The sequence below is a fragment of the Fructobacillus papyrifericola genome (assembly GCF_018437235.1).
In the GTDB taxonomy this organism is placed as follows: Bacteria; Bacillota; Bacilli; order Lactobacillales; family Lactobacillaceae; genus Fructobacillus; species Fructobacillus papyrifericola.
Genome location: NZ_JAAMFJ010000002.1, coordinates 260,965 through 273,717, shown reverse-complemented (window position 1 = coordinate 273,717; position 12,753 = coordinate 260,965). Strand labels below are relative to the sequence as shown.

Here is a 12,753-nt window from a genome sequence, read left to right as displayed (position 1 = left end):
GAAGCCCATGGGAATGCCAAATTTTATCACTTTTGAAGGACCCGAAGGGGCTGGCAAAACAACGGCCATTCAGGCCATTTTGCCAGAAATTGAAAAGCTTAGTCAAAAGCAGGTCCTGCTCACCCGAGAACCCGGTGGTAACCAGATGGCCGAAGCGATTCGCGACTTGTTAAAGGTCCAAACCGACCCGGCCATCGATTCCTGGACTGAAGTTTTCCTGCTGGCAGCCGCCAGAAGAGAACACGTGGTCCAAACCATCCTACCCGCCTTAGAGGCCGGGCAAGTCGTGGTCTCCGATCGCTATCTCGACTCCTCTCTGGCTTACCAGGGTGGCGGCCGGGATCTTGGCTTAAAGTCAGTTCAAGAGATTAACGACTTTGCCATTCAAAATCCGCAGACTGGGAAGCCGGTTCTACCAGACCTAACAATCTACTTTGACTTACCGGTCGAAGTCGGCTTGGAACGGGTCTTTAAAAACCGGACTGAAAAAATCGATCGCCTGGACAAGGAAAAGCTGTCCTTTCACAAAAAGGTTCGCGAGAGCTATTTGGCCCTGGCCAAAAAAGAGCCAAAGCGGATTAAGTTGATCGATGCCAACCAGCCGAAAGAAGCGGTTCTCTCAGCTGTTAACGATGTAATTCAAGAATACTGGAGGTAAACATGAAACTGATTAATGCCATTGTTCAAGATAAGGACGCCACGAAGTTGGCCAACGCCCTTGTAAAGTCCAAGATTCAGGCAACCCGCCTGTCAACGTCTGGTGGCTTTCTCCGTTCTGGAAACACGACTTTCTTAGTAGCCATTGATGACGAACGGGTGCAAGAAGTGTTGGACATCATCAAGGAAGTTTCGCAGAAGCGCAAGCAGTTCATGGTGCCGCCAATGGGTGTCGAAGGCGAACGCGCCGCGGCCTTCCCAGTTGAAATCGAGGTTGGTGGAGCCACGGTCTTCACGCAGACCATCGATGACTTTTACCAGTTCTAATGGCTGCTTCGAAGAAGACGGCTGCAAAAGAAAGTACCGAGTCGGCTGTTTTTGAAATGGCCGACTTTTTCGACATTGCTGAAAAAGCCTATCCGAAAAACTTGGCCCAGTTGTCACAGGCGGTTAAAGAAGACCGGCGGTCCCACCTGTATTTACTAGCCGGACCTGGCGATGAGGAGAAGTTGGCCTTAGCCTTAGCCTTTGCACAAATGGCCTTTGGAAAAAAAGACGAGTCGACGACGGAACGGATTGCCAAGCTAGACCATCCCGACTTGGTCACGGTTCTGCCGGAAAAGAAGGGGGCCTCGATCAAGATTAGCCAGATTCGAGCCATTGTGCCCGAACTGACGACGACTTCCTTGGAGGCACCAGTCAAGGTTTTCATCATTGACCGAACGGAGACGCTGACAACAGCGGCTGCCAACTCGCTTTTGAAATTTATCGAGGAGCCGGCTGGTCCGCAGCTAATCATTTTGCTGGCCGAAAAGGCCGAGGATGTCTTGCAAACCATTGTTTCCCGTGCTCAGGTCGTCCATCTGCAAGCAAGCCCTGAAGTGGCCGAGAAGGCCCAGGCAACGTTGGCGGCCTTTCAAGAAGAGGTACAACCCCTAGTTTTCAAGTGGTTTGAAAAAGTCGTGGCCCGAGACGTTTCCTCCATGGCCTACTTGCAGACGACTTTGCTAAAAAAAGTCAGTGAAAAGGAGCAGGAAGAGGCCGTCCTTTTATGGCTGCAGCAGCTGAGCCGGGACTTGTTGATGGCAAAAACCCTAGCGGAACCGACTCTCTACTTTGAGCAACTGACGGGCTTTTACAACCAGGCGAAAAACCGCTATTCGACAAAACAGCTGCAGGAGCTGGTCGAAACCTTCTTAGCCGTTGATCGGTTGAAAAAGGTTCAGATCGCCTTTCAATCGAAATTAGAAAAACTCGCGCTTGAAAGCGCCATTCTCTTAGGATAACCATGCAAAGACAACAGTCCTTTACAACCCATGATTCCGGTACGCTCTACCTAGTTGGTACGCCAATTGGCAATTTATCAGATATGACGAACCGTGCACTTGAAATTCTCTCGAGTGTCGACTTGATTGCGGCCGAAGACACCAGGCACACCCAGCAGTTACTCAACTATTTTGAGATTAAAAACGAAAAGACCTCTCTGCACGAGCATAACTGGCAGGAGAAGGCGCCGGAGTTGGTTGATAAACTCTTAGCTGGAAACAACATTGCCCAGGTATCAGACGCCGGTCTGCCTTCCATTTCGGATCCGGGTAAGGAACTGGTTGCCCAGGCGATTGCAGCCGGCGTGCCGGTTGTGCCTATTCCTGGCGCTTCGGCAGGCATTACGGCCTTGATTGCTTCTGGTTTGGTACCTCAGCCCTTTTACTTCCATGGCTTTTTACCAAGAAAGAAGCAGGAACAGCAAGAGGAACTGGAAGAACTCTCCTGGCGGCCTGAAACGATGATTTTTTACGAGGCACCGCATCGGCTAAAGAAGACTTTGGCCAATTTGGTGGAGGTCTTGGGTGGGCAACGCCAGGTCGTTTTGGCCCGGGAGTTGACCAAGCGCTACGAAGAATTCTTACGAGGCACTGCCGAAGAAGCCTTGCAATGGGCAGAGGAAGGCGAAATCCGTGGGGAATTCGTTTTGCTTGTTGAAGGTAAAAAAGACGGTAGCGGTCGAACGGACCAGGCTGGAGAAGACAGCCGAGTGGAACTGGCCGCTGAAAATCCCGAAGCGGCCGTTCAAGCCTTAGTTGACGGGGGAATGAAGCCAAACGCTGCCATTAAGCAAGTGGCGAAGGAAAGCGGCCAGAGTCGCCAAGAAATCTATAAACTGTACCATCACATCGAGGAAGAAAATGGCTGATACTTACTCCATTACACAACCAATCGAATATTATCAGGTGGATTTAACCCGCAAGTTATCCCTGGCCATGATGTTAAACCTGGCCATTCTTTGTTCCCGTAAGCAGGGGGAATACCTGAAGGTCGGCTACCAAGAAACCGACCGACGTGGCCTGGGCTGGGTTATTTTGCAATACGACGTGAAGATCAAGCGCCGACCAGCCCTGGGTGAAACGATTACGATTGAAACCAAGGCCGGCGAGTGGGGGTCCTACTTTGCCCAACGCGGTTTCTTGTTTAAGGATGCAGCCGGGGAGGTCATCATCGACATGGACTCCCTCTGGGCCTTAATCGATCTGGAAAGTCGGCGGATGATCAAACTGCCTTTGGACCTCGTGCAGCCCTATGGTGGCGAGGAGCGAAAGCGCCTTTCAAAAATGGTCCGGATTCCAAAGATTAAGGATGAGCCGGTCGACTTTGACAAGCCCTACCAGGTTCGCTTCTTAGACATCGACGGGAACAAGCACGTTAACAACTCCAAGTACCTGGAGTGGATGGTTGACGTGCTGCCCCTTGATTTCTTGAAGGAACAGGAGCCAACCGGCTTCTCCATTCGCTACGAAAACGAAGTCCACTATGGCCACCAAGTTGATTCTCAGGTCGTTATGGGGGATAATGAGACGAAGCACCGTGTCCAAAACGGTGATAAGACTGCTGCGGAAGCCATCATTCACTGGGCTTCCGAAGAAGAAAAGTAAGTGAGGACAAACATGTCAGTATTAGTATTGGGTGGTGCCGGCTACATCGGTTCCCACATGGTTCGTCAGCTCTTGGCTGATGGTCGTGACGTTGTTGTTGTTGATAACTTGGTTAAGGGTCACCGCGCCGCGGTTGCACCGGAAGCCAAGTTCTACGAAGTCGACATCCGTGACAAGCAGGCCTTGTCCGAAGTCTTTGATAAAGAAGGCATCGAAGCCGTTGTCCACTTTGCCGCCTTCTCCATCGTGCCCGAATCCGTGGCTGAACCGTTGAAGTACTTCGACAACAACACGGCTGGCATGGTGACCTTGCTCGAAGTGATGAAGGAACATGACGTTAAGAAGATCGTCTTCTCCTCAACGGCCGCTACTTACGGAAACCCCGTCAACATTCCGATTAAGGAAAGCGACCCACAAAACCCCATCAACCCTTATGGTGAATCCAAGTTGATGATGGAAAAGATGATGGCCTGGGCCGATTCAGCCTACGACATCAAGTGGGTGGCGCTGCGTTACTTCAACGTGGCCGGTGCCATGCCAGACGGTTCGATTGGTGAAGACCACGGTCCAGAAACGCACTTGGTCCCAATCATCTTGCAGGCCGCTTCTGGTAAGCGCGACTACATCGAGATGTTCGGGGATGACTACAACACGCCAGACGGCTTTAACGTCCGTGACTATGTCCACGTAGTCGACTTGGCCGACGCCCACATCCTGGCCCTGGATTACCTGAAGAACGGGAACCCATCGGCTCAGTTCAACCTTGGTTCTGCGACCGGCTTTTCCGTTAAGGAAATGGTTGAAGCAGCCCGTAAGGCAACCGGTGTCGACATCAAGTCCAAGATTGGGCCACGCCGTGCCGGTGATCCTGATATCCTGATTGCCGATTCAACGGCCGCCCGTGAAGTGCTTGGTTGGCAGCCAAAGTACGACGACGTCGAGGAAATCATTAAGACGGCCTGGAACTGGGTTGAAAAGCACCCAAATGGCTACGATGATAAGAAGTAAATGCTTTCTTTTGAACCAACCGAACGGTTGGTTCTTTTTTTGACTAAAAAAGTCCGAGGCAACCGGTCTGTTTAATAGACCAAAAATGCTTGAGTTGTCTCTTTTCTTATTCCGATAGTCTTTCTTGGACTAGACCATTGGATAAAAATCACGTTTTTTCTATTGTTTGCATCCATAAAAGCCCTTACAATATGTAGTGCAAGTACGAGAGGAAAGGGCGTCACCATGTCATTACTAGGCGCAATTGAAGCCGGCGGCACAAAGTTTATCTTAGCCGTCTGCGATGAAGACTTTAATATGATCGATCGACAGGTTCTAAAGACGGAAGACGGACCGACGACTTTGGCCAAGGTAACGGAATACTTTGACCGTTTCCCGGATGTCGCAGCCATCGGGGTGGCGGCCTTTGGACCAATTGATCTTAACCCGCAATCAACCAGCTATGGTTATGTCTTGGATACGCCGAAGGCTGGCTGGGCCAACTTTGACTTTTTGGGCTATCTGAAAAAATGGCGGGACATTCCCTACTATTGGACGACCGATGTCAACGGCTCGGCCTGGGCGGAGTATCGTCACGGGGCCAACTCCGAGGTGAAGTCCCTGCTTTATCTCACGGTTGGAACCGGTGTCGGGGCCGGCATTATCGTTAACGGTCAGTTGCTATCCGGCTTTGGTCATCCTGAAGCCGGGCACATTATGGTGCAAAAAAATCCGGCTGATAATTATGCTGGGCACTGTCCCTTCCATGGCGACCGCTGCTTGGAAGGATTGGCGTCCGGACCGGCCATGGAGGATCGCTAGGGCGTGTCGGCCAAGGAATTGGTCGATGATCACCAGGCCTGGAGAATTGAGGCCGATTATCTGGCTCAGGCAGCCATGACTTATACGACGATTCTGCAACCCGATCGAATCGTTTTTGGTGGTGGGGTCAACCACCGTTCGGTTCTCTTACCGCTAATTCGAGAACGTTTTTCACAACTGATGGCCGGTTATCTATCAACACCGGAATTAGAAGATTACCTGGTTCCCGTTGCCAACGGGGATGACGCCGGAATCCTTGGCTGCTTCTACTTGGCCAAGTCCGCACTCACCAGGGCATACTGACAAAAAAGAAGGTGGCATACGAAAAGTATGCCGCCTTCTTTTTTTATTGCTTATTGGAAAGGGAAAGCAGCGGTTCGAAAAAGGCGGATAGAATAAAAGCAAAAAGGAGTGGACCATGCAAAAAATCGACGAAGCCGTCAAAGTCTTAGCAGCCGGAGGAATCATTATTGTTGTCGACGATGCCGACCGAGAAAATGAAGGGGATTTTCTTGCTCTGGGGGATAACATTCAACCGGAAACGGTTAACTTTATGGTGACGAACGGTCGGGGACTACTCTGTACACCAATATCGGAGGGACTGGCCAGTCATTTCGCGCTTGGACCAATGACGGAACATAACACGGAGCGAAACGGCACGGCTTTTACTGTGTCCATCGATGGCGAATATTTGACAACGGGTGTCACAACGGGAATTTCAGCCGGGGATCGAGCCGCTACGATTCGTCAGCTAGCAAAGGAGGAGGCTACCCGAGAAGACTTTGTTCAACCTGGCCACGTTTTCCCCTTGGTGGCTAGGCCTGGAGGGGTGAGGGAACGGCCAGGACATACGGAAGCGGCCATTGAATTTGCCAAACTGGCGAAGAAAAAAGAGCTGGCAGTGATTATTGAAATTTTACTGCCAAACGGTCAAATGGCCAGGCAAAAAGATTTACAGGCCCTAGCTGAAAAATGGCAAATTCCCCTGGTTCATATTCGAGAACTCATTCAACACCTTGAGGAGGAAAGAAATGGTTAGAGTCATCACCGCAATCATTACCTTTTTTATTCGAGCAAGGTACTTAAAAAGCGTTTCGGATTCAGAACACCTCTCGAATGTCTCTGGAAAGATTATCGTGGCGAACCATGCTAGCTACCTGGATCATTTTGTCATTTTGGCTCTGCTCAAAGGGCGAATCGACCGAAAGAAAATCTACTTTCTAACAAAGAAAGAAGCCTTTGAAAAGCCTCTTTCAAACTGGTGGCACAAAATGATGCAAGGAATCCCCTTAGATCGTAAGGGGCTCGTCTTAGAGACCATGCGGGAGGTAAAAGAACATCTGCAAGAGGGGGATGTCCTGGTCATCTATCCAGAGGGAACGCGGAGCCGAACCGGCCTGATTGGTGTTGGCAAAGATGGCGCCCTGTCACTGGCCAAAATGGCTGGGGCTGAAATCATCCCGGTTGGGATTAACGGAACCTTTGATGTTCTGCCGGCCAAAAGTCACTGGGCAAAGAAACGGCCAGTTCACGTTACAGTGGGGGCGCCAAGGACCGTTTTTTTTAAAAAGAATCGCGAGCGACATGAATTAACCAGACAGTTGATGACGGAACTTTCCTTGTTGAGTGGTGAATACAGAAAAGAGCAGTTGAAAGACTCGACGGACTTGGTTGAAGCTGCTCGCTTTTATAACACGGCGGGAATTCGTGACTTTTCAACAAACACCTTAAGTAGCAGACAGTGCTTTGAGCGAGCACGTCTTTTGGCGCAAAAAGTTTTAAAAGAAGATTCTAAAAACGAGCTTGCTCTGTTAGAAGTGGGGATTGCCTACGCGCGACTCGGACTGTTAAAAAAGCTGACCATGGTTCGTGCCCATTACCTCAGGAAGGGAGCCAGAGCCTTCTTAGCGGTATTGCAAGAAAACAAGAAAAACGATGCGGCACTGTACGCACTTGGACGACTTTTTCATGAACAGAAAAAGTATCAACAGGCGGCTCGTTACTATGAGTTAGGGCTTCAGGTAAACCCAAATAATTCGGCTCTGCGATCCTGGTCCTTTCGATTGTATTTGGTAATGGGGATGCAAGGTCAAGCAGATATGCTAATGGAACGGCTTCCAGAAATCGAAATGAAACAGCAGGTTGATCAGCGGCGGCGCTTAGAAATGATTGCCTTGGCTATGCGGTGGAAGAAAAGTGAGGACTACGGGATTGAATAACGAAAAGGATCAACTAACCATCATTCACGAACTAAATCGAAAGGGAATTGAAAACCGGATGCATTCCGCCATAAAAAAACGTCAGTATCACCAGTTGGCAATCAAAATGGCCAAGGGGCTATCAGGCGATGCGAGCATCCATTCGGCCCGTTATTACGAACTAGGACACGCCTATGCCCACCTGATGTTAGTCAATAAAAACTTTCTAACGAAAACTTATCCCTTTTTACGTACTATTTACTGTACCTGGAAAAGTCTGCGGTTCAATCCGAAAAACGATCGGGCCTTGTACTTAGCCGGTGCAATCGCACTTGTCTTGAAGCAAAGAAAAAGAGCAAAAGGATTCTTTAATCAGGCACTTTTGACAAATCCAAACAATTTGAACGCCTACAAATCCTTAGCAACGCTGCTTTATGAGGAAAGGGCCTTTGGCCAAGCAACCGCCCTCATCCAAAAGGCCCTGAAGGTGAACGCCCGGTCGCAGCCGAGTCGGCGTCGGCAAATTGAATTAGCGGCGCTGTACATGAAGATGGATGAAAGCGTGGTCATTCGGGTGAAAAAGCACGAAACTGTTTAATATAGGAAAAGGAAGGGCAGAAGATGGTCCAAAACAGCTTTCTAGAAGTCCAACGATTGGGTGAATTAGTGAGGAGGGTACGTAAGAATCGCGGCATTTCTGCACAGGATTTAGCGCTGGAAACAAACTTATCAGCTAGTGCTATCTCAAAATTTGAGCGGGGACAAAGCGATATCCAGTTGAGCACGACCGTTCTGATACTTGGCGCAATGGGTATCACCATTAACGATTTGTGTCAGAAAAACATCTTTTTGGATTTTCGAGTCGTGGAATTGGCAGAAAAAGCGAACCGTTATCAGCATGATGCAGTTGTGCTGGCAAGGATTTTAAAAGAATTGCAGCAGATGAAGCCAAGTCTACGTCACGAACGGATTTTTATGAAGATTTTGCTTGTAAAGCTGAACTCGGAAAAGAATCTATCCGAAATTATTGACTACTTTGAGGATTTAGACGAGTTGCTCGACTTCGATCGACACTTATATAGCCTGGTCAAACCTTTCCTACCGAAGTGGGCGTTAAACCACCTAGCAAAGCGTGGCCAAGGTACTTAAAAAGAAAAGAAGAAGATTCGTAAAAATCACTCAAAAGCCTTGTCAGTCTAGTGTAGCTATGGTATGATATCTTTTGTTGATAAAGACACCATGGTTAGTTAGCTCAGTTGGTAGAGCAACGGACTCTTAATCCGTGGGTCCAGGGTTCGAGCCCCTGACTGACCATCCAAGGACCGGCGTAGCCGGTCCTTTTTTTGTATCAAGGAGGAAGAGACATGACCAAGAAAAAAGTGCTAGTTGGCTTGCTTGTTCTTGTGGTGCTTACGGCTGTTGGCCTGGGAGCCTTCAACTTTAGTAACCAGGGACACAAAAGCAGTCAGCAGAATAGCAGCAGCCAAAAGAGTTCCGAGCAGAAGTTGACGAATTTGCCAAAGGGGGCCAAGTCAACGGACTGGGATCTCGTCTTGGTCAATAAGTGGCACCCGCTTTCATCAGAAATGAACTTTGATAAGGCGACAGTCTCGGGCGCAACGGTCGATGCCCGCATCAAGCAGGCGGTTTTGGACTTTCAAAACGGGGCCAGGGCAGCTGGTTATCAAACCAACCTGATTTCTGGTTACCGTTCAATCCAATACCAAAAGGAAGTCTTTGCTAACGTAAAGAAGAATAATATTGCAGAGGGAATGTCGGACGAGGAAGCCGAAAAGGCGACAGCGGCCGTCGTCCAAAGTCCCGGATCATCCGAACACCACACGGGCCTGGCCATTGACATTGCCGGTTCCGATGCCTTTGAAAAGTATCCGAACTTAGAGGCCAACATGGATCAGTTTGCCTCACAAAAATGGCTGATTGACCATGCGGCCGATTATGGCTTTGTTCTTCGTTATCCGAAGGAAAAGAGTCAGATTAAACAGACGGGGATCGATTATGAGTCTTGGCACTTCCGCTACGTTGGCGTGAAGAACGCCAAGTACATGAAGGCCCATAACTTGACGCTGGAAGCCTACGTGAAGGGCTTGCAGGCGGCTGGTCGTTAAGGTAGAAAAGCAAGACAAAGTGTCTTGCTTTTTTCTTTTGACATGTTTTTGTAAAAGTCAAGAAAGAGGGGTAATTGTTTTTCGACTAGACCAATTAAAGAATGCATGTTCGGTTGTTTTGGGGTAAAATTTATGCATTGCCTCTTTTGAAAAAGGCCCGTTCGTCTTTTTTGTTTTCCTTTAACCTTCATTTAACATAGAATAGCGGTTTCTTCCTCCGAAAAATCCGGAAAAACCGAAGAATGCGGAGGGAAAATCAGGCGAACAAATGTGCTTATCAACAGCTGTGGATAAGTCTGTGGATAAAATTGGGATTCCGGGGATAAATGGCTTAAATCCGCCATTTCTGTCTTTTGAAAACTTCCAAGGGGAAGTCGGGGTAAAACGAGCAAAACTGTGGATAAGTTTGGCAAAAGGCGGTAATAATGGGCCTTTTTATCGAAAAAAACGGGGATAACTGTGGATAAGTCAGTGGATAACTCTTGTTTCCGGGGATAACTTAGTGACTTAGACCAAAAAGAAAGTTGGAAATTTAAATGAAAATTAAAGTTGTAACAGTGGGGAAATTAAAGGAAAAGTACCTCAAAGACGGCATTGCGGAGTACGCTAAGCGACTGCAGCGCTTTGCCAAGGTAGAGATGGTTGAACTATCAGACGAGAAGACGCCAGAGAAGGCCTCCCAGGCTGAAAACGAGGAAATCATGGCCAAGGAGGGCGAACGGATCTGGGCAAAGATTGGCGAGCGGGACTACGTTGTGGTCTTAGCCATTGAAGGCAAGCAGCTGCCTTCAGAAGAACTGTCCAAGAAGTTGGAGCAGGCTAAGCTATCCGGTCACGGCACACTCACCTTTGTCATCGGTGGTTCTTTGGGCTTAACGCCAAAGATCAAAAAGCGAGCGGACTTGCTTTTGTCCTTTGGCTTGCTGACTTTACCCCACCAGCTCATGCGCCTAGTCTTGATGGAACAAATTTACCGGGCCCAGATGATTGCGGTCGGTTCGCCTTACCACAAATAAAAAAGCCGGACGAAGTCCGGCTGCATTGATCGAATTATTGAATTGAAAAGATAAAGTCTTCAGGCAAGACCAGGCCGATGTCTTGTGGAATGACCCGGCCGGCCATCTTCTTTCCCTGGGCCTTTTCGCAGCCGACTTTTTCAAAGCCAAAGGCGATGGTTGCCTTCGCCTTTAAAGCGGCCCCACGAATCTCACCGGTGTTAGCATCGATGCCGGTTGGCAGGTCTAAGGCAACGACCGTGTTGTCGATGTGGTTGGCGGCCTTCAGCATCTTTTGTAGTCCCTCTGGCAGGTCCTTGTTCAAACCAGTGCCGAAGATGGCATCAATGATGAGGGAAGGCTCCTTAAAGTCGGACTTTTCAGCCCGCTGCACGCCACAAAGAGTGGCGGCGTGCAGCTGCTCTTTGACAGCCTGACTCGCCCGGTTGACGTTGCCCACAAACTGGAGGGTCACCGGAATCTTTGCCTGGTGTAAAAGTCGGGCCAGGGCGACACCATCGGCACCGTTACCACCAAGTCCCGCTAAGACCAAAACGTTTGAAAGGTCAAAACGGCCCGCAGCAAGCACTTGGAGCGTGGCCATGGCTGCCCGTTCCGTCAAAACGGCGGCGGACAGGCCGGCCTCGTTGATTGTGTAGGCTTCGATGGCCTTGATTTCATCGGCCGTTACGAGTTGTGTCATGTTTTCCACCTTAGTATAATAGTTATAGTTATTATAGTATTAGACGAAGAAAAATAACAGAAAAAAGGAGACCGGCTATGGATAATCTCGATGTTGCCGATGACTATCAAGAAGTGAAGGACCAGGTGGCCATCTTGAACGCCCGTGGTGAAAAGGTGACCGAAGATCAGCTGATCAAGCGGACCTTGAAGCGGAGCTTGGAGCAGATTTTGGACTACCGCATGGACGGGACTTTTTACACCGTGGCCTGGGACGATGAGGGAAACCTGGCATTGACGGATGTTTACGGTAAGCCAGCCGGTGTCATTAAGCCCATCCACGATTCCCTAATCGAGGACTTCAAAGCAGATGACCAAGGTGTTTGGGACCATTTCAATCTGGCCATCATGAAATCAATCGCCCGGTAAGAAAACGGGTCGGCATCCTTTTCTCAAATGCTGACCAGCCTTGTCGGCAAGCGGATAATCTGGTATAGTATTATCTGTTATTGGAGAAGTACTCAAGAGGCTGAAGAGGCGCCCTTGCTAAGGGTGTAGACGTGTTAAAGCGTGCGAGGGTTCGAATCCCTTCTTCTCCACTATCAATCGAAAAGGCTGGCACTGGTAGGTAAAACGACTGGTGTTCGGCCTTTTTTAATACTCGAAAACAAGTGGAAATCAGCCACATGAGTGAGTTGTTCAGCAAAAAATCGAAGTGAATGGGGGCCATGGGGATGCAATCGACTAAACTGACTGCGTATTTAGAAAAGCAGTATTCGAACAATCACAAGTGGCTACCCTTTATAAGTTATTGAGGAACATTTTGATTTTTTGTTTCTTTTTTCTGGCTTTGTCCTTATTTATTGACTTTGACCCCTTTGTCCTATTCATCGCACTCCTGGCTCTGTGCAGTGTCTTTTTCATCGTGCGTCAGATTCGGTTTATCACAGAGATTAATCTGTATTTACAAGACTTAATCGATCAAATAAATATCCAAACTTTGGACTTGCGCGACCGCCCAAAGCAGCCGCTCGAAAAACCCTTTGTTAGACATAATTTGGTCTACTGTATCTTTCTTAGACCAGCACACTACTTATATGGAATCATTGACCAGAAAGAAGCGTATCAGTTTATTGTCTTCCCCTTTAAAGAAAATGAGAAGGTAGCGATTATTACTGTTCCAAAAGATGATCAACGGTACGACAAGATGATTGGTGAACTGTGGGAGAAAAGAAATAAGGTCTTGGCAATGCCCTTGCCTTTGGTTCGTCGTTTTTACCAGCAATTCATGCTGGCGCTGAATCTTTCGGGGGATGAGTCGTGAAGCACTGAGTTGATTGATAGGTAAAAGCAAGAA

The 12,753-nt window shown here is 48.7% G+C and carries 16 protein-coding genes, 2 tRNA genes and 1 pseudogene; 18 read left to right on the top strand and 1 reads right to left on the bottom strand.

The window, feature by feature from the left end; all coding sequences use genetic code 11:
* Positions 1 to 7: 7 nt before the first annotated feature.
* The 15 genes and pseudogenes from tmk (at position 8) to rlmH (ending at position 10,736) form a co-directional block, all read left to right on the top strand.
* Entirely contained in the window at positions 8 to 658 is a 651-nt protein-coding gene (gene tmk / locus G6R28_RS04975; RefSeq protein WP_213793133.1) for a dTMP kinase, read from the top strand.
* 2 nt (positions 659 to 660) lie between these two features.
* Positions 661 to 984 carry a cyclic-di-AMP receptor gene (locus G6R28_RS04970; protein ID WP_213793132.1) on the top strand — a complete coding sequence of 108 codons (324 nt, stop codon included), beginning with the start codon at positions 661 to 663 and terminating at the stop codon, positions 982 to 984.
* Positions 984 to 1,943, top strand: a complete 960-nt coding sequence (locus tag G6R28_RS04965; RefSeq protein WP_213793131.1) for a DNA polymerase III subunit delta — start codon at positions 984 to 986, stop codon at positions 1,941 to 1,943. The genes G6R28_RS04970 and G6R28_RS04965 overlap by 1 nt, the downstream gene beginning before the upstream one ends.
* Positions 1,944 to 1,945: 2 nt before the next feature.
* Entirely contained in the window at positions 1,946 to 2,851 is a 906-nt protein-coding gene (gene rsmI, locus G6R28_RS04960; protein ID WP_213793130.1) for a 16S rRNA (cytidine(1402)-2'-O)-methyltransferase, read from the top strand.
* Positions 2,844 to 3,587 carry an acyl-[acyl-carrier-protein] thioesterase gene (locus G6R28_RS04955; RefSeq protein ID WP_213793129.1) on the top strand — a complete coding sequence of 248 codons (744 nt, stop codon included), beginning with the start codon at positions 2,844 to 2,846 and terminating at the stop codon, positions 3,585 to 3,587. Before rsmI ends, G6R28_RS04955 begins: the two co-directional genes overlap by 8 nt.
* A gap of 12 nt (positions 3,588 to 3,599) precedes the next feature.
* Complete coding sequence (galE, locus tag G6R28_RS04950; RefSeq protein ID WP_213793128.1) at positions 3,600 to 4,595, top strand: UDP-glucose 4-epimerase GalE; 996 nt, start codon at positions 3,600 to 3,602, stop codon at positions 4,593 to 4,595.
* A 225-nt stretch (positions 4,596 to 4,820) separates the two neighbouring features.
* Positions 4,821 to 5,699 (top strand): annotated as a pseudogene (locus G6R28_RS04945) (ROK family protein).
* A gap of 115 nt (positions 5,700 to 5,814) precedes the next feature.
* A complete protein-coding gene (ribB, locus tag G6R28_RS04940) occupies positions 5,815 to 6,435 on the top strand; it encodes a 3,4-dihydroxy-2-butanone-4-phosphate synthase (protein WP_213793127.1) in 621 nt (206 codons plus the stop codon).
* A complete protein-coding gene (locus G6R28_RS04935) occupies positions 6,428 to 7,615 on the top strand; it encodes a 1-acyl-sn-glycerol-3-phosphate acyltransferase (protein ID WP_213793126.1) in 1,188 nt (395 codons plus the stop codon). Before ribB ends, G6R28_RS04935 begins: the two co-directional genes overlap by 8 nt.
* Positions 7,608 to 8,192: a hypothetical protein gene (locus tag G6R28_RS04930; RefSeq protein ID WP_213793125.1), complete on the top strand. Its 585-nt coding sequence runs from the start codon at positions 7,608 to 7,610 to the stop codon at positions 8,190 to 8,192. Before G6R28_RS04935 ends, G6R28_RS04930 begins: the two co-directional genes overlap by 8 nt.
* A 23-nt stretch (positions 8,193 to 8,215) precedes the next feature.
* Complete coding sequence (locus G6R28_RS04925) at positions 8,216 to 8,743, top strand: helix-turn-helix domain-containing protein (protein ID WP_213793124.1); 528 nt, start codon at positions 8,216 to 8,218, stop codon at positions 8,741 to 8,743.
* A gap of 92 nt (positions 8,744 to 8,835) precedes the next feature.
* Positions 8,836 to 8,908: transfer RNA gene (locus G6R28_RS04920), tRNA-Lys, on the top strand.
* Between the two features lie 50 nt (positions 8,909 to 8,958).
* Positions 8,959 to 9,720: a M15 family metallopeptidase gene (locus G6R28_RS04915; protein ID WP_213793123.1), complete on the top strand. Its 762-nt coding sequence runs from the start codon at positions 8,959 to 8,961 to the stop codon at positions 9,718 to 9,720.
* A gap of 268 nt (positions 9,721 to 9,988) precedes the next feature.
* Positions 9,989 to 10,177, top strand: a complete 189-nt coding sequence (locus G6R28_RS04910; protein ID WP_213793122.1) for a hypothetical protein — start codon at positions 9,989 to 9,991, stop codon at positions 10,175 to 10,177.
* Between the two features lie 79 nt (positions 10,178 to 10,256).
* Complete coding sequence (rlmH, locus tag G6R28_RS04905; protein WP_213793121.1) at positions 10,257 to 10,736, top strand: 23S rRNA (pseudouridine(1915)-N(3))-methyltransferase RlmH; 480 nt, start codon at positions 10,257 to 10,259, stop codon at positions 10,734 to 10,736.
* 34 nt (positions 10,737 to 10,770) lie between these two features.
* On the opposite strand, the gene G6R28_RS04900 is transcribed toward rlmH, so the two are convergent.
* A complete protein-coding gene (locus tag G6R28_RS04900; protein ID WP_213793120.1) occupies positions 10,771 to 11,418 on the bottom strand; it encodes an NAD(P)H-hydrate epimerase in 648 nt (215 codons plus the stop codon).
* Between the two features lie 77 nt (positions 11,419 to 11,495).
* On the opposite strand from G6R28_RS04900, the gene G6R28_RS04895 reads away from it, so the two are divergent.
* The 3 genes from G6R28_RS04895 (at position 11,496) to G6R28_RS04885 (ending at position 12,720) form a co-directional block, all read left to right on the top strand.
* The gene (locus G6R28_RS04895; protein WP_213793119.1) at positions 11,496 to 11,825 is read left to right on the top strand and encodes a hypothetical protein; all 330 of its coding nucleotides are present in this window, start codon (positions 11,496 to 11,498) and stop codon (positions 11,823 to 11,825) included.
* A gap of 82 nt (positions 11,826 to 11,907) precedes the next feature.
* Positions 11,908 to 11,995, top strand: a tRNA-Ser gene (locus G6R28_RS04890).
* A 326-nt stretch (positions 11,996 to 12,321) separates the two neighbouring features.
* Positions 12,322 to 12,720, top strand: a complete 399-nt coding sequence (locus tag G6R28_RS04885; protein WP_213793118.1) for a hypothetical protein — start codon at positions 12,322 to 12,324, stop codon at positions 12,718 to 12,720.
* Positions 12,721 to 12,753 lie beyond the last annotated feature (33 nt).

What these genes read in the sequence shown, in the direction of transcription:
- G6R28_RS04900 (WP_213793120.1), bottom strand. Translation starts at nt 11,418, where the DNA reads ATGACACAACTCGTAACGGCCGATGAAATCAAGGCCATCGAAGCCTAC.
- rsmI (WP_213793130.1), top strand. Translation starts at nt 1,946, where the DNA reads ATGCAAAGACAACAGTCCTTTACAACCCATGATTCCGGTACGCTCTAC.
- G6R28_RS04935 (WP_213793126.1), top strand. Translation starts at nt 6,428, where the DNA reads ATGGTTAGAGTCATCACCGCAATCATTACCTTTTTTATTCGAGCAAGG.
- G6R28_RS04970 (WP_213793132.1), top strand. Translation starts at nt 661, where the DNA reads ATGAAACTGATTAATGCCATTGTTCAAGATAAGGACGCCACGAAGTTG.
- tmk (WP_213793133.1), top strand. Translation starts at nt 8, where the DNA reads ATGGGAATGCCAAATTTTATCACTTTTGAAGGACCCGAAGGGGCTGGC.
- G6R28_RS04910 (WP_213793122.1), top strand. Translation starts at nt 9,989, where the DNA reads ATGTGCTTATCAACAGCTGTGGATAAGTCTGTGGATAAAATTGGGATT.
- ribB (WP_213793127.1), top strand. Translation starts at nt 5,815, where the DNA reads ATGCAAAAAATCGACGAAGCCGTCAAAGTCTTAGCAGCCGGAGGAATC.
- rlmH (WP_213793121.1), top strand. Translation starts at nt 10,257, where the DNA reads ATGAAAATTAAAGTTGTAACAGTGGGGAAATTAAAGGAAAAGTACCTC.
- G6R28_RS04955 (WP_213793129.1), top strand. Translation starts at nt 2,844, where the DNA reads ATGGCTGATACTTACTCCATTACACAACCAATCGAATATTATCAGGTG.
- G6R28_RS04925 (WP_213793124.1), top strand. Translation starts at nt 8,216, where the DNA reads ATGGTCCAAAACAGCTTTCTAGAAGTCCAACGATTGGGTGAATTAGTG.
- G6R28_RS04965 (WP_213793131.1), top strand. Translation starts at nt 984, where the DNA reads ATGGCTGCTTCGAAGAAGACGGCTGCAAAAGAAAGTACCGAGTCGGCT.
- galE (WP_213793128.1), top strand. Translation starts at nt 3,600, where the DNA reads ATGTCAGTATTAGTATTGGGTGGTGCCGGCTACATCGGTTCCCACATG.
- G6R28_RS04895 (WP_213793119.1), top strand. Translation starts at nt 11,496, where the DNA reads ATGGATAATCTCGATGTTGCCGATGACTATCAAGAAGTGAAGGACCAG.
- G6R28_RS04915 (WP_213793123.1), top strand. Translation starts at nt 8,959, where the DNA reads ATGACCAAGAAAAAAGTGCTAGTTGGCTTGCTTGTTCTTGTGGTGCTT.